The sequence below is a fragment of the Sphingopyxis sp. EG6 genome, assembly GCF_003609815.1.
Taxonomy (GTDB): Bacteria; Pseudomonadota; Alphaproteobacteria; order Sphingomonadales; family Sphingomonadaceae; genus Sphingopyxis.
In genome coordinates this window covers 1,440,019-1,465,714 of record NZ_AP017603.1, presented here as the reverse complement: position 1 = coordinate 1,465,714, position 25,696 = coordinate 1,440,019, and the positions used below count along the sequence as shown (strand labels likewise).

General features: G+C 63.3%; 26 protein-coding genes. 6 read left to right on the top strand and 20 right to left on the bottom strand.

What is annotated here, in order from left to right; genetic code table 11:
* Positions 1–151 precede the first annotated feature (151 nt).
* Positions 152–1,132 carry a hypothetical protein gene (locus SPYCW_RS07255; protein ID WP_120216234.1) on the top strand — a complete coding sequence of 327 codons (981 nt, stop codon included), beginning with the start codon at positions 152–154 and terminating at the stop codon, positions 1,130–1,132.
* A gap of 245 nt (positions 1,133–1,377) precedes the next feature.
* On the opposite strand, the gene SPYCW_RS07250 is transcribed toward SPYCW_RS07255, so the two are convergent.
* From SPYCW_RS07250 to SPYCW_RS07175, 17 genes are all read right to left on the bottom strand, one after another.
* Entirely contained in the window at positions 1,378–1,905 is a 528-nt protein-coding gene (locus SPYCW_RS07250; protein ID WP_197715663.1) for a DUF2285 domain-containing protein, read from the bottom strand.
* Positions 1,817–2,140 carry a transcriptional regulator domain-containing protein gene (locus tag SPYCW_RS19505; protein WP_443029459.1) on the bottom strand — a complete coding sequence of 108 codons (324 nt, stop codon included), beginning with the start codon at positions 2,138–2,140 and terminating at the stop codon, positions 1,817–1,819. The genes SPYCW_RS07250 and SPYCW_RS19505 overlap by 89 nt, the downstream gene beginning before the upstream one ends.
* Before the next feature lie 123 nt (positions 2,141–2,263).
* Positions 2,264–2,527: a DNA -binding domain-containing protein gene (locus SPYCW_RS07240; protein ID WP_120216232.1), complete on the bottom strand. Its 264-nt coding sequence runs from the start codon at positions 2,525–2,527 to the stop codon at positions 2,264–2,266.
* A gap of 102 nt (positions 2,528–2,629) precedes the next feature.
* Positions 2,630–2,890 (bottom strand): helix-turn-helix transcriptional regulator, encoded by a 261-nt coding sequence (locus SPYCW_RS07235; RefSeq protein WP_120216231.1) that lies wholly within the window; start codon positions 2,888–2,890, stop codon positions 2,630–2,632.
* 290 nt (positions 2,891–3,180) lie between these two features.
* A complete protein-coding gene (locus SPYCW_RS07230) occupies positions 3,181–3,507 on the bottom strand; it encodes a DUF736 domain-containing protein (RefSeq protein WP_113480781.1) in 327 nt (108 codons plus the stop codon).
* Between the two features lie 571 nt (positions 3,508–4,078).
* On the bottom strand, positions 4,079–4,519 hold the full coding sequence (locus tag SPYCW_RS07225) for a hypothetical protein (protein ID WP_120216230.1): 441 nt from the start codon (positions 4,517–4,519) through the stop codon (positions 4,079–4,081).
* A gap of 132 nt (positions 4,520–4,651) precedes the next feature.
* Positions 4,652–4,819 carry a hypothetical protein gene (locus tag SPYCW_RS18955; protein WP_172595439.1) on the bottom strand — a complete coding sequence of 56 codons (168 nt, stop codon included), beginning with the start codon at positions 4,817–4,819 and terminating at the stop codon, positions 4,652–4,654.
* 283 nt (positions 4,820–5,102) lie between these two features.
* The gene (locus SPYCW_RS07220; RefSeq protein WP_120216229.1) at positions 5,103–5,525 is read right to left on the bottom strand and encodes a type II toxin-antitoxin system VapC family toxin; all 423 of its coding nucleotides are present in this window, start codon (positions 5,523–5,525) and stop codon (positions 5,103–5,105) included.
* Positions 5,522–5,776: a FitA-like ribbon-helix-helix domain-containing protein gene (locus tag SPYCW_RS07215; protein WP_120216228.1), complete on the bottom strand. Its 255-nt coding sequence runs from the start codon at positions 5,774–5,776 to the stop codon at positions 5,522–5,524. Before SPYCW_RS07215 ends, SPYCW_RS07220 begins: the two co-directional genes overlap by 4 nt.
* Before the next feature lie 86 nt (positions 5,777–5,862).
* Positions 5,863–6,789, bottom strand: a complete 927-nt coding sequence (locus SPYCW_RS07210) for a DUF2493 domain-containing protein (protein ID WP_120218164.1) — start codon at positions 6,787–6,789, stop codon at positions 5,863–5,865.
* A gap of 311 nt (positions 6,790–7,100) precedes the next feature.
* On the bottom strand, positions 7,101–8,138 hold the full coding sequence (locus tag SPYCW_RS07205) for a DUF7146 domain-containing protein (RefSeq protein WP_120216227.1): 1,038 nt from the start codon (positions 8,136–8,138) through the stop codon (positions 7,101–7,103).
* The gene (locus SPYCW_RS07200; protein ID WP_120216226.1) at positions 8,138–12,445 is read right to left on the bottom strand and encodes a strawberry notch family protein; all 4,308 of its coding nucleotides are present in this window, start codon (positions 12,443–12,445) and stop codon (positions 8,138–8,140) included. Before SPYCW_RS07200 ends, SPYCW_RS07205 begins: the two co-directional genes overlap by 1 nt.
* 160 nt (positions 12,446–12,605) lie before the next feature.
* The gene (locus SPYCW_RS07195; RefSeq protein WP_120216225.1) at positions 12,606–12,902 is read right to left on the bottom strand and encodes a hypothetical protein; all 297 of its coding nucleotides are present in this window, start codon (positions 12,900–12,902) and stop codon (positions 12,606–12,608) included.
* Entirely contained in the window at positions 12,899–13,165 is a 267-nt protein-coding gene (locus SPYCW_RS07190; RefSeq protein WP_120216224.1) for a DUF6117 family protein, read from the bottom strand. Before SPYCW_RS07190 ends, SPYCW_RS07195 begins: the two co-directional genes overlap by 4 nt.
* On the bottom strand, positions 13,162–13,578 hold the full coding sequence (locus SPYCW_RS07185; protein ID WP_120216223.1) for a hypothetical protein: 417 nt from the start codon (positions 13,576–13,578) through the stop codon (positions 13,162–13,164). The genes SPYCW_RS07190 and SPYCW_RS07185 overlap by 4 nt, the downstream gene beginning before the upstream one ends.
* A 121-nt stretch (positions 13,579–13,699) precedes the next feature.
* Entirely contained in the window at positions 13,700–15,826 is a 2,127-nt protein-coding gene (locus tag SPYCW_RS07180; protein ID WP_120216222.1) for a ParB/RepB/Spo0J family partition protein, read from the bottom strand.
* 159 nt (positions 15,827–15,985) lie between these two features.
* Positions 15,986–16,942: an ArdC family protein gene (locus tag SPYCW_RS07175; RefSeq protein ID WP_120216221.1), complete on the bottom strand. Its 957-nt coding sequence runs from the start codon at positions 16,940–16,942 to the stop codon at positions 15,986–15,988.
* 233 nt (positions 16,943–17,175) lie between these two features.
* Here SPYCW_RS07175 and SPYCW_RS07170 point away from each other — a divergent pair, with 233 nt between their 5' ends.
* From SPYCW_RS07170 to SPYCW_RS07150, 5 genes are all read left to right on the top strand, one after another.
* Positions 17,176–17,769 carry a DUF6088 family protein gene (locus SPYCW_RS07170; protein ID WP_113480769.1) on the top strand — a complete coding sequence of 198 codons (594 nt, stop codon included), beginning with the start codon at positions 17,176–17,178 and terminating at the stop codon, positions 17,767–17,769.
* A 103-nt stretch (positions 17,770–17,872) separates the two neighbouring features.
* Positions 17,873–18,778 (top strand): nucleotidyl transferase AbiEii/AbiGii toxin family protein, encoded by a 906-nt coding sequence (locus tag SPYCW_RS07165; RefSeq protein WP_232014865.1) that lies wholly within the window; start codon positions 17,873–17,875, stop codon positions 18,776–18,778.
* Positions 18,779–18,800: 22 nt separating this feature from the next.
* On the top strand, positions 18,801–20,123 hold the full coding sequence (locus SPYCW_RS07160) for an SIR2 family protein (protein WP_120216219.1): 1,323 nt from the start codon (positions 18,801–18,803) through the stop codon (positions 20,121–20,123).
* On the top strand, positions 20,120–22,165 hold the full coding sequence (locus SPYCW_RS07155; protein WP_120216218.1) for an ATP-binding protein: 2,046 nt from the start codon (positions 20,120–20,122) through the stop codon (positions 22,163–22,165). Before SPYCW_RS07160 ends, SPYCW_RS07155 begins: the two co-directional genes overlap by 4 nt.
* Entirely contained in the window at positions 22,155–23,045 is an 891-nt protein-coding gene (locus SPYCW_RS07150; RefSeq protein ID WP_120216217.1) for a 3'-5' exonuclease, read from the top strand. Before SPYCW_RS07155 ends, SPYCW_RS07150 begins: the two co-directional genes overlap by 11 nt.
* Before the next feature lie 18 nt (positions 23,046–23,063).
* On the opposite strand, the gene SPYCW_RS07145 is transcribed toward SPYCW_RS07150, so the two are convergent.
* From SPYCW_RS07145 to SPYCW_RS07135, 3 genes are all read right to left on the bottom strand, one after another.
* Positions 23,064–23,501, bottom strand: coding sequence for a thermonuclease family protein (locus SPYCW_RS07145; RefSeq protein WP_120216216.1), 438 nt, complete (start codon positions 23,499–23,501; stop codon positions 23,064–23,066).
* A 37-nt stretch (positions 23,502–23,538) separates the two neighbouring features.
* A complete protein-coding gene (locus tag SPYCW_RS07140; protein WP_120216215.1) occupies positions 23,539–24,780 on the bottom strand; it encodes a tyrosine-type recombinase/integrase in 1,242 nt (413 codons plus the stop codon).
* Between the two features lie 119 nt (positions 24,781–24,899).
* Complete coding sequence (locus SPYCW_RS07135) at positions 24,900–25,535, bottom strand: JAB domain-containing protein (protein ID WP_120216214.1); 636 nt, start codon at positions 25,533–25,535, stop codon at positions 24,900–24,902.
* Between the last annotated feature and the right edge of the window lie 161 nt (positions 25,536–25,696).

The following is a 25,696-nucleotide window of genomic DNA, read 5'->3' as shown; positions in this document are numbered from 1 at the left end:
ACAGCCTAATTCTTGTGCCAAGGCCCCGCTAGATTGACCGGAACGAAAGAGTCCGATTGGGGATTCCCAGCGGGTAGGCTCCGACGAGCGGGAGGCGACTGGCGGTTTCTAATAGCAAGGCAAGATTGCGGCCCCTCACGATTGCGCTGGCATGACGGAAGCAGCCGCAGCGGAATCTGGAGAAGTGATGGAAAACGCCGAAAGCAGGGTGGCAACGATCGCCGCTGAGATTCAGGATCTCGCACCGACCATCGCGGAACTGACGCAGCGGGTCAGGGCGATCATGGCCGAACCGCAGATCACCACCCTAGAAGGACGGGAGCGGGCAGAGACGCTATTGCCCTGCGAAATTGGAGCGGAAGCCCTTGGTCGCTGTCAGATCCTAGTGGCGAACAACGTCGTTGTCTTGGAAACGCTCGGTGTCATCTCTCTGACTCGGTACGTCTTCGAGTTGCTAGTATGGCTCAGGACTATCCAGGCGACGCCCCTGAAATCTCTTCGTTTTCTTATTCTTTCGCTGAAGGACGGAGAGGATCACACCTCGCAACATATCGCCCACCTAGAAGCCGAAGCTCAGTTCCTCGACGTCATCGCGGAGCGCGACGATCCGATACCGGGAATGATGGCGCTCCAAGAAGAGCATGGCGAGAACCTGACGGCTGAAATCGTCCGCAACGCTGAGAAGGCTCGGATGGACGTAATCGATTTCGAGGCTCGGCGGCATTTTATCGCCTACGCGGCCGACGCCAAGGTCAACGGCTATGGATTCCAAGCTCATCTGATCAGGAAGAAGGCGGTGATAGCAGCTCAGGCGAATCTCGAGACCAAGCGACAGGTACGCCTGGACTTCGTCGATCGTTTTAGTCAGTCGCTTATCGACGAGGCTGGCGGCGTATCGAAGTGGAATTGGTTCGATTCCGCGAAGGCCGTCGGTATGGAACCGGAGTATCAGTACATATACCGGTATACCTCGCGCCTGCTCCACGCGACTCCGGCGAGCTTTTATACGACTTCCAAAAATCTCGAACTCACCGAAATGCGGTTGTTCTTGGAGTACGTCTATGTCCGTCTTCTGGACGTAATCGACGTCGTCACCGACCTTGCAGACCGTGCCGAAGCAAAGTGTGGCTGAACCTCGAACTGACACGGCAATGGGGCGCAGAGCCGCAGGGCAGCTTTTTAATCCGCGAATGGCGGGTGTTCTGGCGTGAGCTGTCATTCGCGAAGCGGCATTGGCGAAGAACGGCTTTCGCGTTCCCCGCTCCAGAAGGCGCCTGACGGATATCCACTCACAATTCGCCTTTTGACGCCCTTCCAGAGATGCGGAAACCAGTCAGCCTGCCGTCAAAGATGTGCAACATGCATACCTGCCGGCTGTCAGCTACGGCGGCGATGTCGGAGCAGCCGCAGATAGCCGCCGTCGATGAGCGCAATTCCGGCTTCGACAAAGGCGATGGCGGCGTCACGCAGCGACGATGTCTTCCAAGGTTCGCTATCAACGCGCGCCGCGCCGTAGATAGCAATGGCGATCTCGCGATAGGTGGCGCCGTTCATACGACCATCGGCGGCGCGCAGCCTCAATCGAAAGCGGCGACGCTGATCGACGGTCATGCGGGTGTCACGCGACAACGGACGTTTGAGCCAGGCACGCGAAAACCGTGCGATTGCGTCGATGCGATCAAGGAGATCGTCATCAATCGGAATGACTGCTGCGAGTTGATCGTTCGGGGATGTGTCGGGAAGAAAAAGGACCTGGAGGCCGCAATCGGGAAGATTGGTGTATGATCCTTCGGGACCGTTACGCTCCGCGGCGTACCTATCCGCGAGTGCGGTCTGGACGGAGGGCAGAAAGCCTGGCCGGCGCGTCAGGAAGATGATGGCTGGGTCGACTGATGGCGACCACATCACCTGCTGCTCCGCTGCGGAAAGACCTGGCCTTGCTGCGAAATCGTAACCCCCAATGCTGCTGCACTTCGCGAGGCAGCGGCAAGGTTTCGGCGCTGGCATCGACCAGGCTGGCGTATTGTTTCTGATAGGGAATGTGTCTGCGAAGGCATTCCCACGCGAGGCCTTCGATCGGCAGTGTATCGAAGAAATCGTAGCAGCGGTCGTTTCGCCAGTCTGATGTATCGGGCCTCATCGTATCAACTCCCCGCATGGTCCGCGTAAGTCGGGCGCATATTTTTTGCTGCACCGAGGGGGTGTTGGAAGTTTGAGGGATGGCATCGCGTGATGTCGAAAGGGCATCACGCGGTTTACGAACCTATCCGCCGTCGGCCCGACGAAGAAGGTGTCGATAACCGGTGTGAGTCATCCAGCGGGCGCGTGTCAGATGGCTGTCATGGAGGCGTCGGCAGCGTTCCGGCTCGTGAGCGGGATCGAGGCCGAACAGCACTTGTACAGCTTCCTCCCAATGGGCGCCGTCAGCGGCCGCATCCAGCAAACGCATGTAGAGTTTGGCATGCGATTTGTCGTAGTCGGTGAGCTCCTGCCCGGACGGCGCGATTTCCTCGAACGGTTCGATCATGGTGAAGACTCGGTGGATACACGACGTCTGTCACTTAACCATGTTTGGTCCGAAGCGGAGGCACTTTGAGCGCCAGCAGGCTTTTCTATCCACAGGTCAGCGTTAACCAGTAGATCTGTTTGGCCTGTTTCCGCGATCATCGACCAGCAGCACTCCTTGCCCTCGGTCGGTCGACAGGAAAACGATGCCAGCGGCTTCCAACGCCCTGCGTGCTTGATCGCGTGTCGTCTCGTACACATCGAGCCCGCTTTCGGATTCGAGGCGTTTGAGTGCTGTCAGCGATAGGCGGGCCTTGTCAGCGAGCGTCTCCTGCGTCCAACCCAGTAGCGCGCGTGCGGCCCGGGATTGTCGGGCGGTGATCATGCATGATCACCTCCCATCGCAACCGACGCGAGTTCCAGAACTACGGCTATTTTAGTCGTCCTTGCCCTTTTCCGCCAGCCTAAAGACCTTGCTGGAGGTCTGTGTCACGCCAGTTCGAACAGGCTGATTCGCCGGATCGATCTGAAGTTGTTGGTGCGCCCAAGATTCGGCTGGTCGATTTCGTAGTAAAACCGGGTAGTGCGCCTTCGGTCGTGTCGGGACTATGGGGGCAGGCACCAATACCTGGGAAGGCGGCCCCGGCCGTCCGGCCGGGGCCTTGTTTCGCCGCCTCAGTCGCCGCGGCGACCGTTGGGGCGGGACCAGATCAGCGAGTAACCCTCGCCGTCTTCGTCATCGAAGAGGTTGGCGTAGATCGGAGCGGTGAAGCTCGGATCGTCGAGCTTGAGGCCCAGATAGTCGCGGCCCTCGTTGGAGCGCTTGGACCAGGCGGCGCCGATTTCGGCGCGGCCTACCAGGATCCGATGGCTGGGGGCGTTCTCGCCGCTGGCACGCAGGTCGGGGACGATGCGGACGCCCTTGGACTGGAGGTTGAGGGTGACGATTTCGCCGGTGAACTCGTTCGAGCCGGTCTTCTTGAAGGTGCCGATGGTCGCCATGATAAGTCTCCGTTTTCCGTTTCGAGCCCGCGCCATTGCGGCCTCGATGGCGATCGACCGGCCGGAGGCGAGCGCCGACACATCGCTTGCGACCGCAGCGCAGCGGAGGATGGCGCAGGCGCGGCTTTGTTGTTTCGCGAGGAATGGCGGCTCTGCCGTCAGGGGAAGAAAGTCGAGACCAGCCGTTGTGGCATAGGCGCTCGAGGCGAAGCCGTCCTTCGGTCAGATCAGGCCATTGAAGAGGCCGTTTTGGAGCGGGCACTGGGAGGATGGATGACGGAGACAGTGGCGACCATCATACCTGGCACAGAGACCTGACCGGCAATCACAGGCGGACGATGCCCTTAACCAGGCCAAGGGGCTCATTTCCCTGTCCCGCCGGCCCTGACGGGATGCCTCGACACCGGGAATCTCTCGGCCGCAACTCAGTTGCCGTCCCCCCACGCGCTCCAACTTGCCGAGACCAGAGGGCACAGCCGGTGCTCCATATCCCCGCTCCGTACCGGGGCAACCCGATGATCCGGACGGCGATGCAATTTGCGCTCTCGTCCGCGGGACGGATGATGTGGGGTTAGGCCTGGGACATTTGCCCGGCCGATGGGCCGGGTGCCGCCATTTTGGTGAGGCGCGCGAAAGCGGCGATGCCGACCGCGACGGCTCCGATGACCGAAAACGCGAGCTGCCATGTCTCCGACGGCATGGTGTGCTTCACGATGCCGTGGGTGGCATGGAAACCTGCGACCACGGCCGGGGCGACGAACGCGGCAGCGACGAGCAGACGCGCCCAGGTCGGGCGCACCGTGACGAGCAGGATCTGGCCGAGGCCGAAAGTCAAACCGGCGGTGACAAATCCGACAAGGATAGCGCCGAGCCATCCCGCGCCGGTGCCATAGGCCCACATGCCAACGGTCACGCCCGCAAAGAATGGGAGCGCGAACACCGCAAGCGTGAAGAGGAGCCAGCAGAGGAAGCCGATGGCGGCGATGCTGAGCAGAATACTGATGAAGATCATGGTGGTGTCTCCGAACAATGTCAGACGGATGCGCTTCCACCACCACCATGGCGCGACAGCGAGATTAGCAGAAATCGTGTGGCCGCGGGAGCGAAACGCGCAGCGTCCGCCGTGTGTGCGATCCTGTTCGCCTCATGAGGCGAAAGGGTCGATTTCGCTGACGATGGCGGCTTCGTCGCCATCGTACTCGGCCAATGGTGTGACTGAGAGCGTGCCGTCGCCGGCGCGGAAGATGACGATGGCGGCCATCAGGGTGGTGGCGAGGCTGAAGGCGAAGGCGTGAGCGGTTTGGAAGGACATCGACCTGGCTCCTGCTTGAGCGGAGGTCCATCCCCCGCTGACAGGCGCCCGAAGAGTCCGGCCGACGGCCGCAATCACCGCGTGAGGCGAAGCCGCAGCGGCGGCACGCGCATGCGTAGTCCGACCCTTTACGGGTTGATGGCGTCAGGCCATCGGCTGGACCCAAGGATCAGCGTCTTGCAGCGGGGGTGGTCGTCCGGTCAGGAGGCCGTGTTGTCTGTTTGCCGCGAGGGCCGTTTCTGCCGGTTTGCCCGGCCCAACCCGCGTTGCCTGTGGCAGGTCGTCAGCGCTCTGCTCTCCAGGGGTCGATGACCTCAACGCCGGCGGCATCGAATGCGGTGGTGTCGCGTGTGGCGACGGCAAAGCCCTTGGAGGCCGCGATCGCTGCGATGTAGCCGTCGGGTGTAGGAAATCCCTTCCCAGCCGCGCGAGCTTTGACGGCAAGCTCGGCATAATGTCGAGCAGCACCGACGTCGAACGGCAGGACGCGATCCGCGAACAGCTCCATCACGCCGTCCAGAGCGTCGGCGAGCTTTTCCTTGCGCTTGCCGTCAGGAAGCGCACCGATCTTGAACATCAACTCCGCGATCGTGACGCTGGAGAGATAGAGCGTTTCCGCCGCCTGTTCGTCGAGCCAAACGCGCACGGTATCGTCGGGTGCGGGCTTCATCGCCTCGGACACGAAGTTGGTGTCGAGGAGGATCATTCGAAGCTCATCGGCTTGGTCGGCGTCTTGTCGCGCGCTTGGCCGAGCGCATCGACATCCTCATTGGTCAGCCCGAGGCGGCGGCTACGTTCCGCGAGAGCGCTGCCGAGCCGGAGGCGCGTATCGGGGCGGACAGCCGTCTCGAGGATGTCGCGCATTTCGGCCTCCGCGCTGCGGCCGTGCTGCGCCGCCCGCACCTTGAGGGCGCGGTGCGTCGCGTCGGGCAGGTTCCGGATCGTGACTGCGGGCATGATAGCGCCTCCGTCGGGATTGATAGCAATGATAGCAATATAGTGAAAATGCCATCATTGTGCAAGTTGGCGGGTTTAGGCGGCGCTTATGCGCCGCCCGAGCCGAACCGATAGACCGGGATACCCATCTTGCGGGCTTTGTCGGCCAGATTGTCCTGAATACCCGTGCCGGGGAAGATCACGACCCCGATCGGCACGACGCTGAGCATCTGGTCGTTGCGTTTGAACGGTGCGGCCTTGGCATGCTTCGTCCAATCTGGCTTGAAGGCAACCTGCGGCACCTTGCGGCTGTCGGCCCAACGGGAGGCGATCATTTCGGAGCCTTTCGGCGAGCCGCCGTGCAGCAGCACCATGTCCGGATGCTTGGCGTGAATCTGATCGAGCTTGGCCCAGATATGCTTGTGGTCGGCGGTGTCTCCACCCGAAAAGGCGATCTTCGGGCCGGCGGGCACGAGCACCTCGGTATCCGCGCGCCGCTTGGCGGCGAGGAAATCCCGACTGTCGATGAGCGCCGCGGTGAGGTGGCGATGGTTGACCCGTGATCCGGCTCGCTGTGACCAGGGTGAGCCGGTGGCGATGCGGTAGCGTTCGGCAGCGGCTTCGCGGAAGGTTTCCATGCCGTCGCGCCGGTCGATCAGGTTCATGCCGATGTCGAGCAGGCGCTCGAGCTGGAGGGACTTCACCTCCGAGCCATCCTGTTCACGCTGAAGCTGCTTTTGCGCCTGTTCGTTGTCGTCGAGATTCCGTTCGATCCGGTCCACGGCACGGTGGAACATATTGACGGTCGACCAGAGTAGATCGGGGAGGTCGTAAGCGAGGCTGGTGTCGGTGATCGTGGCGACCAGGGCGTCGAAGATGTCGGCGACGGCGCCTTCGACGATGCGGTCTTCCGGTGGCGGGCGCTGGTCGAGTTCGTCTTCGGAGGGGCGGTAGCCGTGAAGCTGCAATTCCTGGATCAGGTGGTCGGTTGGGGATGATTCATGGTGCGGCTCGTAGTCGTCATGCTCGCTCATGGGATGCTCCATCGGTTGGACCGCGACCGTCGCGGCCTTCATGGCGACGAAGCTGTCGGACGGGACGGACCTGCACCCCGAGCGCAGCGAGAGGGCCGAAGCGCCAGCGGAGGATGGCGAAGGCCGGCGATTTTGTTTCGCGATGGAAAGGCGCGGCATGCGCCGCCGGAAAATCGTCGGCCGCAGCCATTGCAGATCCGGCCCGGCCGACGGCCGATCGCCCTCTCGAAGGCCGAGGCGCGGTCCTCTTGCCGTAGCTGACGCATCCTTGCGGGCATGGCGACAGCGCGCCGCCCTTCAGCCCTTTCCGGTTACGCTGCCAGGCTCATGAAGCGCGCCACGTCCTCCGGGGCGAGTTGCACCCGAACGCCTGCGCGGAGCGCATTGATGCCGAGCCGCCTCAGATCCTCGTTGAAGTCCCCGAATGCCGGCGACAATGGAATGGCCTCGATTCCCTCAGCCTTCGCCCGTTCGATCAGCATGTCCCGCGCGCCGTCACCAGCCGGATCGTCATCGCTGACGATATAGAGCCGCCGCAAATTCGGCGGGAACAGGATGGCGGCCAGATGTGCCGCCGAGAGCGCCGGCGCCATCGCCATGTCGGGCAGGACTTGCCGGAGCGACAGCATGGTCTCGACACCTTCACCTGCCGCCATCACGCTGCCGGGCACACCGATGCGGACGGCAGCCCCAAGTAGATCGCCCATCGCCTTGCGCGGCGTATCGATCGGGGCTTTGTCCGAGCCGTCTGGCGCGAGCCAGGTGCGGTGCGCGCCGGTGATCTTGCCGGTAAGGTCGGTGACGGCGGCGATCATGGCGGGCCACGTCTCGGTCGGGCCATCATCGGGCTTGTAGTAGCAGCGCGGGTGGAAACGCAGGTTTCCGGTTCCGTGCAGAAGCGTAATGCCGCGTCGGCGCAAATACGTCTCTACGACGGTGCCGGCGATGGACTGCGACATGGCAAATAGCCGCCGTGCTGCTTCGGCCGATCCCGATGGTGCTGGAGCAACACCTTGGCGTGGTGCTGCGGGCTCAGGCTTAGTATGCGGCAGACTGAGGAAGATGCGGGCCTCGTCGGCTACGTCGGCGAAGTCGATGAGGCCGAGCGATTCACGGATCACGTCGAGAAGATCGCCATGTTCCCCGGTCGCGGCGTCCGTCCATTTCCCAGCGCGGCCCTTCGGGCTGTCCTTGAGCCGGACGAACATTGAGCGGCCCTTGGTGTTGCGGACGTCGCCAACCTGCCAATAATTGCCCTGGCGCTGGCCGTTCGAGAGATAGTGACGGCAGACCGCCTCGGCCTGATGGGCGAGACGGTGAGCCAAATCGGAAGCGTTCTGCCGTGCCATCACGCTGCCTCGCGCTCGCTGATCCGCTCGACTGGATAGGTGTCGAGCAGCTTGCCGAGGATGGCGGGACCGGAGGTGTCGACCGGAACGAAGAAGCGCAGCTTCCATGAGATGATCTCGCTGAAGAGGCCATAGGCGCGCAGGCGATGCCGCATGGCCTCGGTGAAGCCCGACAATTCGACCCGGTTCGCGCCCATGACGCGTGCACGACGAAGCTGGAGCCCGTCGGCAAGGTCGAGGATGGTGCGGCCGTCCACCAGAGCGGCGTAAGCCTCGTTGCTGGTGAGATTGCTCGTGCCGGTAGAGGCGGCGTTCGCGGCCCAGGCAGGCGAAACCCGCCGCCCGATGATGCGCTCGCCATCGTCGGTCTGGAGCCGATAGACCCGCGTCGACTCGTTCGGCAGACGCTTCCACACGGGCAGGAGCAAACCGCTGACCATGTGGATCATGCCCTCGGTGTAAGCTGGCACCTCGGCGACTTCGCGCAGCCAGATGGACGCGAACGTGTCGCGATCCGCCTCCTGCCAATGGCTGTCGTCCATCATGGCGATGGTTGCGTGATGTTGTTCCATGGGTCGGATCAGCCGGACGCGGCGTTCGATCTCGCCATCGTCGAGCATGATGGATGGCGCTGGCACCTGGACAGCAGCTCGTCCCGAACGCGCGTTGACGAGCAGCCGTGCCTGCGGATCGTCGAGCCAACCGAGCGCCGTATCGAGTGTGGTCGGCCGGTTCCGGCGACGCTCGCTTATGGCGAGCAACCGCGTTTGCGCAGACGTCGCCGGGTGGGTGTAGATGGTGGTGCGCTGGGTGACGACGAAGCTCTCCGCCGTCAGCGTTTCCAAGCCGACGTCATAGACGCCGCTGGCGATGGCCCCGGCCACCTTGGCGTCGAGCAGTTGCTCGAACGCGGTGAAGAGGATGCCCTGAAGCTCGATGGTCAGCGCCAGGAGGCGGTTCAGGAACGTGGTGATCGGAGGCAACTCGTCCTTGATGCCGCCCGCGTCCATCAGCTTCAGGCCAGTCGCGGCCTCGAAACGCCCCAGCGAGCAGCCACCGACCTTGCCGCGCACGATCAGAAGATAGAGCTGGCGCAGCGCGGCGCGGGCGTAGCTCGATTCCAGATTGTCCTCGGGCCGGAACAGGCCTTGGCCGCCGGTCTGGCGCTGGCCGCGCGTGATCGCGCCTAGCGTATCGAGCCGGCGCGCGATCGTGGACAGGAAGCGCTTTTCGGCTTTGACGTTCGTGGCGATAGGACGGAAGAGCGGCGGCTGTGCCTGGTTGGTGCGGTTGGTGCGACCGAGGCCCTGAATGGCGGCATCGGCCTTCCATCCCGGCTCGAGCAGATAATGCACCCGCAGGCGTTGGTTCTTCGCCGACAGCTCTGCGTGATAGCTGCGGCCTGTGCCGCCCGCTTCGCTGAACACGAGGATGCGTTTCAGGTCGTCCATGAAGGCGGCGGTTTCGGTGAGGTTCGCCGATGGCGCCCGGTTTTCCACGGCCAGACGCTCACCCTTGCGGACGATGCGCCGGGAGCGCCCCGTCACCTCGGCCACTATATCGGTGCCGAAGCGCTGCACGATCTGGTCGAGCGCGCCGGGGACTGGTGGGAGCGATGCGAGACGTTCGATCAGCTCGTCACGGCGCGCGACGGCTTCGCGGCTCTCGACGGGCTGGCCGTCGCGATAGACCGGGCGGGAGGACAGATTGCCTTCGCCATCGGTGAACGGCTCGTAGAGCTGGACCGGAAAGGAGTGGGCCAGATAGTCCAGAACATATTCGCGCGGCGTAATGTCGACGCGAACGTCGTTCCATTCCTCGGTCGGGATCTCGGCCAGCCGGCGTTCCATCAGCGCTTCGCCGGTCGAGACGATCTGCACGACGGCGACGTGTCCATCCTCAAAATCGCGGTTGATGGAGCGGATAAGCGTCGGGGTCTTCATCGACGTAAGCAGATGGCCGAAGAAGCGCTGCTTGGCGGATTCGAAGGCCGAGCGCGCGGCGGATTTGGCCTGCCGGTTCAGCGTGCCGTCGTCGCCGGTGATGTTGGCGGCCTGCATCGCGGCATCGAGATGGTTATGGATGACGGCGAAGGCCCCGGCATAGGCGTCATAGATGCCGCGTTGCTCGTCGGTCAGAGCGTGCTCGACCAGCTCATATTCGACGCCATCATAAGAGAGCGACCGCGCGGTATAGAGGCCGAGCGAGCGAAGGTCGCGGGCGAGCACCTCCATGGCAGCAACACCGCCGTCCTCGATGGCTTCGACGAATTCGGCGCGGGTGGCGAAGGGGAAATCCTCGCCGCCCCACAGGCCGAGACGCTGGGCATAGGCGAGATTGTGAACGGTGGTCGCGCCGGTGGCGGAGACATAGACGACGCGTGCGTTCGGCAGGGCGTGCTGGAGCCGGAGACCCGCGCGTCCCTGCTGCGAAGCGGCGACATCGCCGCGTTCTCCCTTGCCGCCAGCGGCATTGGCCATGGCGTGGCTCTCGTCGAAAATGATCACTCCGTCGAAATCGGAGCCCAACCAATCGACGATCTGGCGGACGCGCGAAACCTTCTCGCCGCGGTCGTCGGAGCGCAGCGTGGCGTAGGTTGCAAATAGGACGCCTTCCGACAGCGTGATTGGCTTGCCCTGGGCAAAGCGCGACAGCGGCGTGACCAGCAGGCGTTCCATGCCGAGCGCGGACCAGTCGCGTTGCGCGTCCTCGATCAGCTTGTCGGATTTGGAGATCCAGACGGCCTTACGGCGACCGCGCAGCCAGTTGTCGAGGATGATGCCGGCAGACTGGCGGCCTTTGCCCGCTCCGGTGCCGTCGCCGAGCATGAAGCCACGCCGGAAACGCACGCTCTTCTCGGCGTCGGTCGGAGCGGCCTGGACGAGATCGAAGGTCGCATCGACCGTCCATGATCCGGCGAGAAAGTCCGAATGGGCCTCGCCGGCATAGATGACGGTTTCGAGCTGGGCGTCCGACAGCAGATCGGTGATGCCCGTCGGTAGCATCGGCCGATAGGCGGGCTTGGGCGGCGCGATGCTCGCCATGGCCGCCGATTGCACGAGCTTGGTGGGATGCGCCTGAGAGCCGGAAATGCGGATCGACTGCAATCCGTATTCTTCATAGATCGCATCTGTGAGGTGTGCCCCCTCGGGCGGCGTCCAGTCCACGGTGTCATAGGCGAGTTCGACGCCATCCGGGTCGATGGACGACGGCGCGGCCGGGCGTGCGGTGGTAGTGCGCGCGAGATAGCCGCGCACGGTGCGGAGCGCTGAGCCGAACAGGGGCTGCGCGGATTCGGGCAGTGTGACCGGCAGGCGCGGTGGAACCTGCGCCTCGATCCAGGCGAGCAGCGTGGCGACGTCGGGTGCGATACCAGCGGATCCCGGGAACAGGGCCGGATCTTCGGCGGGCAGCTTGTCGATGACGGTGAGCCGCGTCTCGATGGTCGTGCCGTGCTTGGCAAAGACCGAGCCGTCGATCGCCGCGGTGAAGACGACACGGCCGCGCTCCTGAAGCCGCATGAAGGCGTCGCGCCATGCGGGTTGCTCGGGACCGAAGTTCGCGCCGGTGATCGCGACAAGACGCCCACCGTCGGCGAGCCGCGCCAGGGCCGAGGCGACATGACGATAGGCGGCGTCGGCCACGCGGCCGGAGACATTCGCCATCACCGAGAACGGCGGATTCATCAGGACGACGGAGGGAATGGCGCTCGCCGGGAGGTGATCGTCGATCTGGGCGGCGTCGACGCGCGTTACGGCAAGGGCCGGGAAGAGAGCGGAAAGCAGATCGGTACGGGTTTCCGCCAGCTCGTTGAGGAGCAGCGAGCCGCCGATGATCTCGGCAAGGATGGCGAGAAGGCCCGTGCCGGCCGAAGGCTCCAGCACGATGTCGCGCGGCGTGATCGCGGCGGCGGCAATGGCTGCGAGACCGAGCGGGACCGGCGTCGAGAATTGCTGTAGCGCCTGGCTTTCCTCGGAGCGACGGGTGTGCGTCGGCAGGAGGCCGGTGATTTTCGACAGGGCGGAAAGCCGTGCAACCGGAGTGTCGGCTTTACGGAAAAGCGCACGTCCGTATTTGCGGAGGAACAGTACGGTCGCGCATTCGCAGGCTTCATAGGCCGTCTTCCAGTCCCAGACGCCAGTCGCGTCGGAAGCCTCGAAGGCGGTCTCCATAGCCGTGCGGAGACTGGCGCTGTCGACCCGCTGTCCACGTTCGAGCAAGGCGAGAAGCCGATGGGCGGCGGCGATGATGGCGGACGCACGGACGATCGGCGCAGCCGGAACGGCGACGGGTGACATGATGTTCATGGGTTGGAACCTCGGGAGAGCAGGAACGGGAGGGTCCGAACGGCGCTCTCTCTCGACTGCCCGGACTCAACCCGTCCCGGCAGCCCTCTCACTCTCGAAATGCTCTTCGCTGCCGGCACGAAAAAAGCGCCCCGGCCGAGTGGCGGGGCGCTTTGAGGTGTCAGGTCCAGTATCCGTCCACGATCTCGCTGGTGACGAGCATGCGCGCTTTGCGGATCAGGTCATCGCCGCTCGTGTCGACGTGTCCGAAGAACCTGGCGCGCGCACCGTTCGCGGTCCAATCGGCATAGGAGCAATATTCACGGGTCTCGGCCCGGAATGCCCGCATGCCGCTGGCCCAATGGGGCTTGGGCTCTATGATGACGGTGATGCCGTCTCTGGTCTCTGGCCAGGGGAGCGACCGTTCGGAAGGTGGCTGCTCGTGATCGGCTGCGAAGATGGCGTCGATGTCCATCATGGCATCTCTCCCGGCGCATCGGGATGTACGAAGCCGTTCGGGTCTTCGGGATCGGGCGGCAGATAGACGTCATAAGGATTGCCGTCGGCGAGATGGCCGACGGGTGTGAAGACGAAATCACCATCATCCCGCCCCACCGCACAGATGACGTAACGCGCAGTGCCGGTCACGGCGTCGAGGCATTCCATGAGTGCGAGGTTGCCGTCGCCCGCGGCGCGCAGCAGGGTCTGAAAATTGGTTCGGGCGAAGGAGGGGATGCTCATATCCGGTCTCCCGCGTCGGCGATGGTCTCGGCGAGCCAGCCATCGGTGTAGATCCAGTCCACGGTCTCGCCTGAGGCGAGATCGAGGACATGCGCGCCGCCGCCGAAGCCGTCGAGCCGGGGCTTCGAGCAGGTGTTGGCATATTGGAAACCCCAGCGGCCGGTCAGACCGAATTCCGTGGCGCAGTGCTTCACGAACTGGATCAGACGCTCGGGATCACCGGTGATGTCGTCGCGCATCCAGAGCTGGGTTCCGCCATGTTCGGGCTGGATCGAGAGGAGGAAGCCCTCGGAGGGCGGTTCCTCCGAGGCGCCAACGTCGGACAGGCGGTTGTAGAGGTCGAGCGCGCGGGCGGCGTTCTCGGACGTGCCGACATCGAGCAGGCACGAGAAGTGGGTGAAATAGTCGGCCATGACAGGCTCCTGAAACGAAAATGCCCGGCCCGTTCGGCACAGCCGTTCAGGCTGTCGACCTCGGGACCGGGCGGATGAAAGATTGGGGTGGGATGCGCGGGGCGAACGGAGCCGCCCCGCGCTATTCGGCGGCGACGGCGTGCTGGAACTCATCCTCGTCGTCAGCGGTGTCTTCGTCCTCGCCGTCCTCGGTGAGGAAGTCCGGCAGGGCGGTGTCTTCGCCGGTATCTGCCTGATCGTCGGGCTCAAGCTGATCGCCATCGAGGGACGCCAAGCGCAGTGGTTCGGGTAGCCAGTTGGTTTCCGCCAGAAGGCGCTCGGCTTCCTTGGCCATGTCGCCTTTCTTCATGTGGTCGATGAGTTGGGCGGCCCGCTCGCCGGCGCCCTCACGGACGGCTTCGAGAATGCGGAGTTTGGTCACGCGGCCGAGATAGTTGCCGACCGTGGGCTTCCAGCCTGCGGCCACCATGTCCATCCCGGTCGCCCGCGCGAGCCGATCTGCCTGTGCCAGACGCACGTCGAGACCGTGCTGGCTGACGCCCGAGCCTGAATAGGGGTTCGGACGCTCGAACAGCGCGTTGACGCCGTAGCTGACGCAAAGCGCCAGCAGCTCCATGCGCGTGCCGTCATCGAGATGGGTCAGCCATTCCCAGAGCGCCCGATCGTCAGCGGGGACGTGATCCCCCCAGCGTTCGTGGCGATCGTTGACCGCCTGCGCCGATGGGCTGTCCTTCAATTCCTCGGACTGGGCCGAGAAGAAGATGTGGCGGACATTGGCCTCGAGGCAGCCGGTCGGGTTGGTGTGGATGAAGGTGTCGCTGAGAAGCTTGTGCAGCAACAGGGTCATCGCGACGTGCGGATTTTCCGCCAGCGCGTTGCGCAGCGCCAGGGTGCGATGGGCCGTCAGCTCGATGACGAGCCGTTCAGGCAACGGCTTGATGCCGTCTTCCTCATCGTCCTCGGGCTCGGCAGGCTTGCCGCCGATGGTGATGACTGCACGCTGGACGGTCGGCGTATCGGGCTGGTCGCCGCCGGACGCCTCGGCATCGGGCTCGGCCTGGCTCTCGTCCTCGGCACGGACATAGCCGCGGTCGATCGACAGTGAGCCGTCGGCGTCGAGGCTGACGAAGGCGCCGGCGATCGCGATGACGGCTGGATCGTAGCTGACCGGGCGGTTCTCGAAGGCTTCCAGGGCCTGTTCGATTTCACCGAGGCGCTGATCGATCTCGTCGGGCAGTTCGTCGGCTTCGGAATATTCCGCTTCGATCCGGTCATATTCCTCGCGTAACGCCTCGCGGGTCGCGCGTTCCTCGTCGGTCAGATCGACCGTGTTGCCGGAGAGTTCACGCAGACCATGGTCGTGGCCATAGGGGAAGCTCACCGCGACCTCGATCCACTTCCAGCCTTCCTCGGCGACCTGGTCGGCGGCTGTCTTCAGCTTCTCGGCCACCATGCGGTCGAGCAGGACCGGGTCTTGCAGCCAGCCGCCATCGTCGGACTGGAACAGATCACGCAGCATGATGCCGCCGGCGGCCTCGTAGGCGTCGACACCGACGAAGACGGCCCGTTTGTCCGAGGCGCGAACCGCGGTCTCGGTCAGCATCCGCCGGATGTGGTAGGGCTCCTTCTGCCAGCTATCCTTGATCGCGTCCCAAACCTGCTCCTGACGGGCATGGTCAGGGCTGACGGTGAAGGCCATGAGCTGTTCGAGCGTCATGCCGTCTTCGGCATAGATCTCGAGCAGGGTCGGTGAGACGGAGGTGAGGCGCAAGCGCTGCTTCACCACGGTGACGCTGACGAAGAAGGCGGCGGCGATGGCCTCCTCGGTCATGCCCTTGTCGCGCATGGCCTGAAAGGCGCGGTACTGGTCGAGTGGGTGAAGCGGCGCGCGTTCCATGTTCTCGACCAGCGACACTTCGTCGATCAGGATGTCGCTGTTGGCGTCGCCGATGACGCAAGGGACCGGAGCGTTCTTGACCAGGCGCTTCTGCTTCACCAGCAATTCGAGCGCGCGATAGCGGCGGCCGCCAGCTGGCACCTCGAACATACCGGTCTCATTGCCATCGCCATCGAGGACCGGGCGGACATGCAGGCTCTGGATGAGGCCGTGCCGGGTGATGGACTCGGCCATTTGCTCGATCGAGACGCCGGCCTTGACGCGGCGGACGTTGGACTGGCTCAGCACCAGCTTGTTGAAGGGGATGTCGCGCGCCGACGACAGGGTGATCTTCTGAACGGCAGTTGCCATGGACTTTACTCCGCGACGGGCGCCGAGAGCCTCTCTCTCGACCTCCAACCCGTCACGAAGCGAAGCGCCGCCCTCTCACTCTAAGGAGGGCAGCGCCACGGAAGCGGAAAGACGTGAAGCCGTAAGCCCGATTCCCCGCCTTTCCGGTTTTCAGGTCGATCATGCCGCCTGCCGTTCGTCGTCGGCCGAACCGACGTCGGAGCAGAGATCGGCGTCCGGCAGGAGGCCGAGCAGCCAATCGGCCGCCTTGCTCGCCTGGGAGGCGGCTCGAACGATGGCGCGATTGTCCTCGCGCAGCACCTCCAGCCAGGAGCCGATATAGTCGGCGTGACGGACGGTGGGCGTGATGCCGAGGGAAGCGCAGCAGAAGGCCGCGTTGATCTCGGCCACCAACTCCTCGAAGGCGTACTTCCTCGTGCCAAAACCGCCGGTCAGGTCGCGGCCGAGCCGGGAGGCATGGCCGGTGGCGTGCCCCAGTTCGTGCAGGGCCGTGCGGTGCCAGTTGATCGGCTCGAAATAGGCCTGAGGCGGCGGAACCTGCACATAGTCGTGTGCCGGCACATAGAAGGCGCGGTCGCCGCCGATGCGGAAGTCGATTCCGGTCGCCTGGATCAGGGCATCGACCTGCGGCTCGATGAGGCCGAGCGGAGGTGGTGGTGCCACAACGGCGACATCCTCCGGCAGGCCGTCGCATTGCGCGGCATTGAAGACGGTGAAGCGCTTGAGGAAGGGAATCGCAGCGGCGTCCTCGCCGGTCTCGCGGGCGCGGCGCTTTTCGTCCTCCGGCGTGAAACGGTCTGCATAGACAACGGTCGTGCCATGCTCGCCCTTGCGGACGTTGCCGCCCAGCGACAGGGCCTGGCGGAAAGTGAGCCAGCTCTGGCCGGGGAAGCCGTGCTGGATGACCGCGCCCCAGAGGATGAGCACGTTGATGCCGGAATAGCGCCGCCCGGTCGCGGCATTTCGGGGCATGGCGAGCGGCGCCTTGGCCGCGGCCGAACCCCATGGCTGGACCCAAGGCGCACGACCAGCTTCCAGCTCGACGATGATCTTGCCGGTGATGTCGTCGTAGAGGCTCGTCCGGCTGGCACCGGCGCTGTGGTTTTTCCTGAACATCGCGGTTCTCCGCGACGGGCGCCGGAGACCTCTTCTCCAGCCCTCAACCCGTCACGGGAAACCCGTCCGCACTCTCACTCTAATGGGGCGTTGCGGGGATCTCCCCGCAGAAGGGGTCGGCAGAGACCCTGGCTCGGCCGCAGGGGAAGGCTTTCCCCCTTATCAGGCCTGTTCTCATGGGTTTCCTTGAAAACTGTCAGAAACTCGCATATGTTTCCAACAGGAGAAAGACGATGACACGGCTGACCGAACAGATTCTGTCGCATGCGACGGGCTTGCCCGAAGGCGCACCTGTGTCCGCCAAAGGATTACTCCACCTTGGAAATCGAGCCGCGGTGGATCAGGCGTTGTCGCGCCTGACGGAGCGCGGGCAGCTCATCCGCGCCGGTCGCGGCGTCTATCTGCGCCCCATCGCCAGCCGGTTCGGCACGCGCACGCCTTCGGTCGAGCAGGCCGTCGAGGCCCTTGCAACCCAAAAGGGAGAGATCATCGTCTCGAACGGCGCCGCCGCAGCGAACGCCCTTGGCTTGACGACGCAGGTGCCTGTCCGTTCGGTCTATCTGACCTCCGGGCGCAGCCGAAAGATGCACCTTGGCAAGCAGGTCGTGGAATTGCGGCACGCGCCGCGCTGGCAATTGGCGCTGGCTAACCGGCCGGCAGGGGAGGTCGTGCGAGCGCTGGCGTGGCTCGGCCCAGAGAAAGCAGAAACGGCGCTCAAGACGTTGAAGCGCAAGATGCCGCCCGGCGTGTTCGGAGAACTGGTCGCCGCCGCGCCGCAGCTTCCGACATGGCTCGCCCAGAGCGTCGGAAAGGCGGCATATGGCTGACGTCTTTCTCCAGCTTTCGGCCGAGGACCGGCGCGACGCGCTGGGTGTCGCGGCCGACCGCTCGGGCCGTCCCACCCATCTTCTCGAAAAGGATGTGTGGGTAGTGTGGGCGCTTGCGACCCTATACGCCGCGCCGCTCGGCGAGCACCTGGTGTTCAAGGGCGGCACGTCGCTGTCGAAGGCCTATCACGTCATCCGCAGGTTTTCGGAGGATGTGGATCTGACCTATGACATTCGGGCGATTGCGCCCGATCTGGTCGGGGACAATGGCGAGGGGTTGCCGAAAACCCGAAGCGAGGAAAAACGCTGGTCGAGCGAGGTCCGTCGGCGGTTGCCGGCATGGGTCGCGGAAACCGTGCGGCCCGTGATCGCGAACGCACTGGCCGCCGAAGGTCTGGCGGCTGCCATCCGCGTCGAGGATGACAAGCTCTTCATCGACTATGAGGCGACCGCAACCGGGTCCGGTTATGTCGCGCCCAGCGTCATGCTGGAGTTCGGCGCCCGCTCGACGGGCGAACCGGCGAGCCTGCGCGATGTTTCCTGCGACGCCGCCGGCCTGATCGACGGACTGGTATTTCCGACGGCGCGGCCGCGTGTTATGCACGCGGAGCGGACCTTCTGGGAGAAGGCGACCGCTATCCACGTCTTCTGCCTCCAGGAGCGGCTGCGCGGCGACCGCTTTGCGCGCCACTGGCACGATGTTGTCCGGCTGGATGAAGCCGGCTTCGCGGAAGGAGCTTTCGCTGATCGCGAACTGGCCAACGCCGTCTCCCGGCACAAGTCGATGTTCTTCGCAGAGAAAGCCGCCGACCGCACGCCGATCGACTATGCAGCGGCCGTCAGCGGCGGCTTACAGCTCGTGCCGGTCGGCGATGGCACGAAGGCGCTAAAGGACGACTATGCCCGCATGGTCGAGGATGGGCTGCTCTTCGACGACGCCGAGCCGTTCGAGGCGCTCATGGCGCGATGCGCAGATATAGCCGCGCGCGCGAACAACGCAGCCAAATAGGAAGCTGGGGGATCGGGGGGATATGAGCCAAGTCGCAGAGGAGCGAAAATTCCAGTTTCTACGGAACGGCGATGCCGATCCATCGGAACTTGACTGGAGCAAGGGGATCGAGAGCGCCCGCCAGGCGATTTCCGAGACCATGAACGCCAAGAATATCGCGTTTTTGCTCGGCGCCGGATGTTCCTCTCTGATGAGGGACAAAAAGGAACTCGGCATTGCAACCATGGAGCCCTTGGCCAAGGAGTTTTGCGGGGAAACCCTCGAGGCGCGCGCGGCAGGATTCTACGCTGATCCGCCGGTAGCCGGCGCTGCACCGGCACCATGGCGGCTGACCAAGGTGGAGCTTGACTATCTTGATGCGCTCGGGATCGACCTAGCGAAGGATTACAGCCGTAACCTGGAACGCTTGATGGAGGTGTTATTTGCGCAGCGGTTCGTGCTGCGTCAGAGCAAGAATCCTGATCTTCACCCCTATCGCGATATTCTCGATGGTATCATCAAGAAGGTTCAGGATTTCCTGTGGATCCGTGTCACCCAAGGGGCCTTCGCCACGGAGGGCGACACCACGGTGCGCGATCTCTATGAGCGGTTTTACAAGAAGCTAGTCCTGAGAGATCGGTCCTTGCCCCGGCCGTGGGTGTTCACGACCAACTACGATCATTTCAACGAATTGGCGATGGATCGCTTGGGCATTCCATATGCCAACGGCTTTTCCGGCGTGGTTGAACGCCGCTTCAACCCGGCGATCTTCCGCTATGCCCTGGCCGAGCAGCTCGACGTTGCCAGCCGCAAATGGACCGCTGTCGATGCCTTCGTCTATCTCTGCAAATTGCATGGTTCGGTCACTTGGACCGAGGACGATCATGGGCTGTTCCCGATCAAGGAAGTCTGGCCGCCAGAGTCCACGAACCAGATGCTGATCTATCCGACGCCGGCGAAGCAGAACTCTTCGCTTGGCTCGCCCTATGCCGACCTGTTCCGGGAATTTCAGTCCCGGATCGTGCGAGAGCAGAGCGTTCTCATCACAGCCGGCTACGCATTCGGCGATGAGCACCTGAATAACATCATCTACCAGGCGCTAACGATTCCGACTTTCCGTCTGGTGGTCTTCGCGTCGCCGGATACCGCCGGAGAGATCGCCAAGCTGCGAGCGCTGCGCGATCCGCGCATTTGGATCATTGGAGGTGACGGCCCTGCTGAGGGAAGCAGGGCGCACTACTTCGACATGATCGTCGAGCACTTCATGCCACAGCGCCCCAGCGACAGGATCGATGAGGCCGTTCGCAAGGTGTTATCCGATCTGGCGCCGAACAGGGATGACGAGAAGAAGGATGACGGGGCATGAGCCACGACGATCGCAAGCGCGCGATCGGCAAGGTGGTCTCGGTCGCGGCCGACCGCTTCGTCGTCGAGATGCACGCCGGCACCGACAATTTCACGGTCGTCGGCTTCGATGACGTGCATTATGTGGCGCGGCTGGGGTCATTTTTGATGATCCCGGCGCAGTCGGAATATGTCGTGGTCGAGGTTGTTGGCCTGCGTGAACGCGATGCAAGCACGCCGTCCGAGCGGGGTGATTTCGACCGGGCCGGTTCTTCCAAATATCTGGATGTGGTGCCTGTCGGCATGCTGCCGATGCGTGGCGGCGCGTTCCGTTTCGGCGTGTCCGTTTTCCCGTCCCTCTATGCGGACGCCCTCTATGCGTTGGACGGCGAGCTCGACCGCATCTTCGAGACAGAGGCTGCCGTTGAGCCGTCAGTCGGCCCGGATGGCGGCGCCTGCCAACCCGAGGGGGCCACGCGCTATCGGGTTCTGCCCATCGGCAAGTCGGTGGTGTTCGAGGACTATGACGTCAAAGTCCGTCTGAACGAGTTCTTCGGTGGCCACGTTGCCGTCCTGGGTAACACCGGCAGCGGGAAGTCATGCACGGTTGCGTCGGTCTTGCAGTCTCTTTTCGACAAGCCGGACGAACATCACGCCCGCGGCGCGACGTTTATCGTCTTCGACGTGAACGGCGAGTATCACGAAGCGCTTGCGCCTTTGGCAAAAGACGGCGGCATCGGCGTCCATCGCGTAATCCTTGATGGGACGACAGCCGGCTTTCGGATGCCGCACTGGTTCCTGGAAATGGCAGAATGGGAACTGCTTTTGCAGGCCAGCGAGCGAACGCAACTGCCTGTCCTTCGGACGGCGTTGGGTCTGACAAGTCTCCTCCACGCCAACACGCCAGACGCCCTGGCGTTGCGCGAGCACTTTGTCGCCACTTGCATCATCGAGTGCTTTCGAGGTGCAGATGGTGACTCCCCAGTGTCGAAATTTCAGCGCGTCGTTTCTCTTCTTCAGAAATATCCGACGAACGATCTGAATATGGCGCTGCTGAACCGCTTTAATCCGAATTTTCAGTACGGAAATTTTTCGGGGAACAACCAATCGGCATTTCTGGACGAAGTGAGGAAGAAGCTCCGGGAGGATGCACCCTTACCAGCCTACAGTCGGACGCCATTTTCTTTTGATGAGCTGCACGAGTGTCTCGACTTCGCGATTCTCTATGAGGAGGCTCACGGCAACCGCCAAATCCGAGACTACTGCTCGTCCATGGTCACTCGGCTCAGATCTCTCCAGGAGCGGACGGAATATGCCTTTCTGCGTCACGAAGGCCCCGACGTTGGCGCGGCTGTAAGCGATCTGGAGTTCTTGACCAACATTGTCGGTCTGGAAAGGGCTGCTGGTGAAGCGTTCACCAAACGCAATCAGGTCATTATTATTGACCTGAATTCTGTCGAAGACGAAATCGTTGAACTGGTCAGTGCGGTCATCGCACGCATGCTTTTTCGGTTCCTTCGCCATGCGGAACCAAGAAACCGCTTCCCGATACACCTGCTGCTCGAAGAGGCCCACAGGTATGTCGCCTCTACGCCATCCCGCTTTTCCATCGACGCCACAAAGATATTCGAGCGCATCGCAAAGGAAGGGCGCAAGTACGGCATGTTCGTGATCTTGGCCTCCCAGCGCCCGAGCGAGCTGTCAAAGACGGTTCTCAGCCAGTGCTCCAACTTTCTGGTTCACCGTATCCAGAATCCCGACGATCTCTCCCAAATTCGTCAGATGACACCGTTCATTTCAGAATCGGTCCTGAAACGGTTGCCATCATTGCCTCGGCAGCACGCGCTGGTGTTCGGAACCTCGGTCAATCTCCCGACGACATTCAAAGTGCGGGAGGCATCACCGCGGCCGCGCAGCGACGATACCGCCGTGGTCGATTTGTGGTTCCACGAGGAAGGTCGAGCCGCTGACATTCGCCTCGCGCTCCGCCCGGCCGAGGCCGCTGCTGCGGCGGATGAAGTGGAGCCGATGGCGGTAAACGAAGCGGCGGACGATGACTTCTGACAATCTGGAGACCCTGGCGCAAACACTGGAGGCTACGGGAGATTACCGGGTCATTCGGCGTCTTAAGCCGCGCCCTCGCACCATTCCGCCTCCCGGCATGCAGCTGCGCCTTGGCCTGGTGGTCGATGTGGAGACCACGGGACTCGATCCTCAGCGCGACGAGATCATCGAACTCGCCATGACGCCATTCAACTACAGCCTGGATGGCACCGTTTTCAGCGTGGGCGACAGCTTCCAAGGGCTGCGTCAGCCGAGCGAGCCGATCGCGCCGGAAATCACCGCGATCACCGGCATCACGAATGAAATGGTGGCCGGCCAGGTCATCGATCCTGCCGAGGTTGCCAAATTCGCGGCCCCGGCCTCGCTCATCATCGCGCACAACGCGGCGTTCGATCGCCGCTTCCTCGAACGCTTCAGCGACGTGTTCTCGACGAAGCCCTGGGCCTGCTCGTTCAGCCAGGTTGACTGGGCGGCGGAAGGATTCGAGGGGGCGAAGCTCGCCTATCTCGCTCAGGCGGCCGGCTTCTTCTATGATCGCCACCGCGCGACGCACGACTGTCTTGCGACGATCGAGCTGTTGGCGATGCGGCTGCCCCGATCTGGCGTTACGGGCCTTAGTCGCCTTCTGGATGGCGCTCGTACTGTCGCCTGGCGCATCTGGGCGGAGAACTCGCCCTTCGACCTCAAGGATGTTCTCAAGGCGCGGGGATACCGCTGGAACGGCGATCCCGGCCCGGAGCCGCGCTCTTGGTACATCGACGTTCCCGAAGCTCAACGCGAGGCCGAGCTGCGGTTCTTGAGAACGGAGATCTATCGGTATGAGGCAGATCCACCGATCCGGCGGATCGATGCCTATGATCGGTTTTCAGATCGCATTTAAGCGCTGCCAAAAGGCGGGCTAACGCTTGCTTTGATCGTATCCGTTGCCGCCCTCGGTGTTTCCGGCCGCCTTCAATAAATCCCCGATGGAGCGTCTGCCGATCCGGCAGGTGGCCACCACACGGTCGTAGGACCTATGGTTGGCGATGCACTCCGTGTTCCGGCCCATGGCAAGTCTTTCCAGCGCGGCCTTGGCGGCAGGGCCGGTGGGTGAGTGGAGTTCGGGCGCGTAGAAATCCTCCAGTCGGATCTCTACCCAGTTGGCTGGCCCTTGACCCACGGCCACGCACAAGGAGTCGCCGTCACCGACATAGATCACAGGACCGGAGAAGTGCGCGCCGCGGTGGAGATAGGACGGCATCGGGCCGTGGTCGGGAATGGCTTTGCAGGGATCGGCCTTGGCCGCTGTCGCCGTGGTTAGCGCCGCCAGCACCGCTAGCCCGAATACGATGCGCATAATCGTTCTCACCTCCGCCTTATGGTGCGCCGGAGGCTCATGCCGCCGCTTTCAGGCGCTTCTTGGCGAGCATGGCGCGGACGAACTTGTCCCATTTCGCCATGCCTGCGCGCTTTTCCACCATGTAGTTCCAGCGGTCGTAGTGCTTGGAGCTGACGTCCTGCAAGGCGTGGTTCTGGAGGCGGTCGCGGATCTCTTTCGGAATGCCCGCCTTGCCGGCCAGGGTCTTGAAGGTGCGACGGAGGTCACGGTTGGTCGCATGGGGGATCACGCCGCGATCTCGCTGGCGCCAGACGAAGCTGTAGAGCGTGCCGTGGCTGACGGGCTTGGACGGGTCTTTGGCGGAGGGGAAGAACCAGCCATGTTCGTTCGGGATAATCGACTCGATCAGTTCGGCAGCCAACGAGGGCACCGGAACAGCGTGCGGCTGGAGGTTTTTAGTTTTGGTCCAGTCGATGATCCGTTCCCTGGCGTCCCATTGATCGACATGCAGACGAGCGATTTCCTCAACCCGTTGGCCGGTCAGCATGATGATCTGGACGGCGCGGGGATAGGAGGGATGAACCGGGGTGTCGGGGCATTCCAGCCAGCGATAGAGCCGAACGAACTCCTCTTCGCTCAACCAGCGTGTTCCGATGGTCTTGGGTTCGGTCGGTATACCGGCGGCGGGGTTGTAGGTCAGCCGGAAGCGACGCGTGGCGGTGGAGCGATAGTCGTGCTCGGATTTCAGGCCCCAGCTAAAGGCGGATCGAATGTAGCTGCGTACATGATCGGCCATTGAACGCTTGCCGCGCTCATAGATCGGGCGAATGATCGCTGTGATCTCATCCGGTTCGACGTCGCGGGCCGGACGGTTGCGCCCGAGCGTATCGGCGATCTTGTTGAGGCCCTTTTCCGCCTCCTTCCAAGACGGTTTCCCACCCTCCTTGAGATAGGCGACATACGCCTCGAAGAGGTCGGCTACGGTTCCCGGCCGGGTGTCGCCGGCGATCTTGATGCTACGGCCTTTTTGGATCAGCTCCGCGAAGTCGCGGTTGAATATCTCGCGAGCCTTGCTGAGGGGCATCGAGGGATACGAGCCGAGCTTCTTCTTGAGGCGCTTCTCGTCGCGCCATTGCTGCGCCATCCAGTCTGCGGTCACGCGGGTAGGCATGGGCTTCATCACCAGGACCAGTCGGCCCGTTCCGTGACCTTCGCCATCGACAAGGCTGAGCTGCTTGCCGGTCGTTTCCACCTGCTTCAGGGCTCGGCGAATTTCTCCATCTGTAAGGCTTGGCACTGGTGTTCTCCGTCGGCTTCCAACTGGGGTCGCTCGACGGGTTCGTGGGGTCGGCGACTGGGGTCAAAAGGGACCTTGATCCCCTTAAAACCGACCCCAATATGCCACAATGGCCGACTCTACGACAAGCCTAAAAGACGTTGTGTTTCAAGGTGATGTGGCGTGATTGAACGTGATCGAAAAGGCCAAGTGGGATGGTTGTGGACGAGGATGATCGCCGACGCGCCGAGTTCCAGCGCGCGCTTGATCACCTCGCGAACATAGATTGCCGATTGGTCGATCGAACCCTCGCTGGCGAGTTCGTCGCGGATCAGCATGTTGCGGGCGTTCAGGTAGAGGACGCGCACACGTTCTATGTCGATCGGCCCCATGTCGGCGCGCAGCCAGTCGAGCAGCGCGTCCCAGCTGGAAAGCAGGGGCTTGTCGCGAAACCCGCCCTTCAACAGCCGCAGGCTGGCGGTCTGGACAATCTTGAGCGCCGCGATGCCCGATTCGCCCAGCCCATCGACGCGGCGCAGCGATTCGGGATCGGCGCTGATCAGCTGAGCCAGCGAGCCGAATTCGCGCAGCAACGCCTTGGCCAGTGGCTTGGTATCGCGGCGCGGGATCGCCAGCGCGAGGAGATATTCGACCAGCTCGTAATCGGCCATCCCATCGGCGTCGCCACCGATCAGCCGCCCGCGGAGCCGCGAGCGATGGCCCGCATGGTCGGGGGCCAGATCGGGCACAGGCGCAGGCGTGTCGGCATTAGCCATCGGTCCGCCGAATAACCGCCTTGTGAGCCGCACTCAACGGGCATAGGACACAGATGATGGCAATCCGGACCAATTTGTTGCAGCGAAACGGGATTTCCGGCGTTGCTGCCAGGATTATGGGTCGGACCGGAGGACGAGTGGACGCCATGACGTCATCCGCT

Coding starts and splice junctions, on each gene's coding strand:
- SPYCW_RS07150 (WP_120216217.1), top strand. CDS start 22,155: ATGACTTCTGACAATCTGGAGACCCTGGCGCAAACACTGGAGGCTACG.
- SPYCW_RS07195 (WP_120216225.1), bottom strand. CDS start 12,902: ATGATGGACATCGACGCCATCTTCGCAGCCGATCACGAGCAGCCACCT.
- SPYCW_RS19505 (WP_443029459.1), bottom strand. CDS start 2,140: ATGAGGCCCGATACATCAGACTGGCGAAACGACCGCTGCTACGATTTC.
- SPYCW_RS07200 (WP_120216226.1), bottom strand. CDS start 12,445: ATGAACATCATGTCACCCGTCGCCGTTCCGGCTGCGCCGATCGTCCGT.
- SPYCW_RS07225 (WP_120216230.1), bottom strand. CDS start 4,519: ATGATCTTCATCAGTATTCTGCTCAGCATCGCCGCCATCGGCTTCCTC.
- SPYCW_RS07175 (WP_120216221.1), bottom strand. CDS start 16,942: ATGTTCAGGAAAAACCACAGCGCCGGTGCCAGCCGGACGAGCCTCTAC.
- SPYCW_RS07160 (WP_120216219.1), top strand. CDS start 18,801: ATGAGCCAAGTCGCAGAGGAGCGAAAATTCCAGTTTCTACGGAACGGC.
- SPYCW_RS07240 (WP_120216232.1), bottom strand. CDS start 2,527: ATGATCGAACCGTTCGAGGAAATCGCGCCGTCCGGGCAGGAGCTCACC.
- SPYCW_RS07205 (WP_120216227.1), bottom strand. CDS start 8,138: ATGGCACGGCAGAACGCTTCCGATTTGGCTCACCGTCTCGCCCATCAG.
- SPYCW_RS07215 (WP_120216228.1), bottom strand. CDS start 5,776: ATGCCCGCAGTCACGATCCGGAACCTGCCCGACGCGACGCACCGCGCC.
- SPYCW_RS18955 (WP_172595439.1), bottom strand. CDS start 4,819: ATGTCCTTCCAAACCGCTCACGCCTTCGCCTTCAGCCTCGCCACCACC.
- SPYCW_RS07180 (WP_120216222.1), bottom strand. CDS start 15,826: ATGGCAACTGCCGTTCAGAAGATCACCCTGTCGTCGGCGCGCGACATC.
- SPYCW_RS07170 (WP_113480769.1), top strand. CDS start 17,176: ATGACACGGCTGACCGAACAGATTCTGTCGCATGCGACGGGCTTGCCC.
- SPYCW_RS07185 (WP_120216223.1), bottom strand. CDS start 13,578: ATGGCCGACTATTTCACCCACTTCTCGTGCCTGCTCGATGTCGGCACG.
- SPYCW_RS07145 (WP_120216216.1), bottom strand. CDS start 23,501: ATGCGCATCGTATTCGGGCTAGCGGTGCTGGCGGCGCTAACCACGGCG.
- SPYCW_RS07220 (WP_120216229.1), bottom strand. CDS start 5,525: ATGATCCTCCTCGACACCAACTTCGTGTCCGAGGCGATGAAGCCCGCA.
- SPYCW_RS07235 (WP_120216231.1), bottom strand. CDS start 2,890: ATGATCACCGCCCGACAATCCCGGGCCGCACGCGCGCTACTGGGTTGG.
- SPYCW_RS07155 (WP_120216218.1), top strand. CDS start 20,120: ATGAGCCACGACGATCGCAAGCGCGCGATCGGCAAGGTGGTCTCGGTC.
- SPYCW_RS07230 (WP_113480781.1), bottom strand. CDS start 3,507: ATGGCGACCATCGGCACCTTCAAGAAGACCGGCTCGAACGAGTTCACC.
- SPYCW_RS07190 (WP_120216224.1), bottom strand. CDS start 13,165: ATGAGCATCCCCTCCTTCGCCCGAACCAATTTTCAGACCCTGCTGCGC.
- SPYCW_RS07135 (WP_120216214.1), bottom strand. CDS start 25,535: ATGGCTAATGCCGACACGCCTGCGCCTGTGCCCGATCTGGCCCCCGAC.
- SPYCW_RS07210 (WP_120218164.1), bottom strand. CDS start 6,789: ATGAGCGAGCATGACGACTACGAGCCGCACCATGAATCATCCCCAACC.
- SPYCW_RS07250 (WP_197715663.1), bottom strand. CDS start 1,905: ATGTGGTCGCCATCAGTCGACCCAGCCATCATCTTCCTGACGCGCCGG.
- SPYCW_RS07255 (WP_120216234.1), top strand. CDS start 152: ATGACGGAAGCAGCCGCAGCGGAATCTGGAGAAGTGATGGAAAACGCC.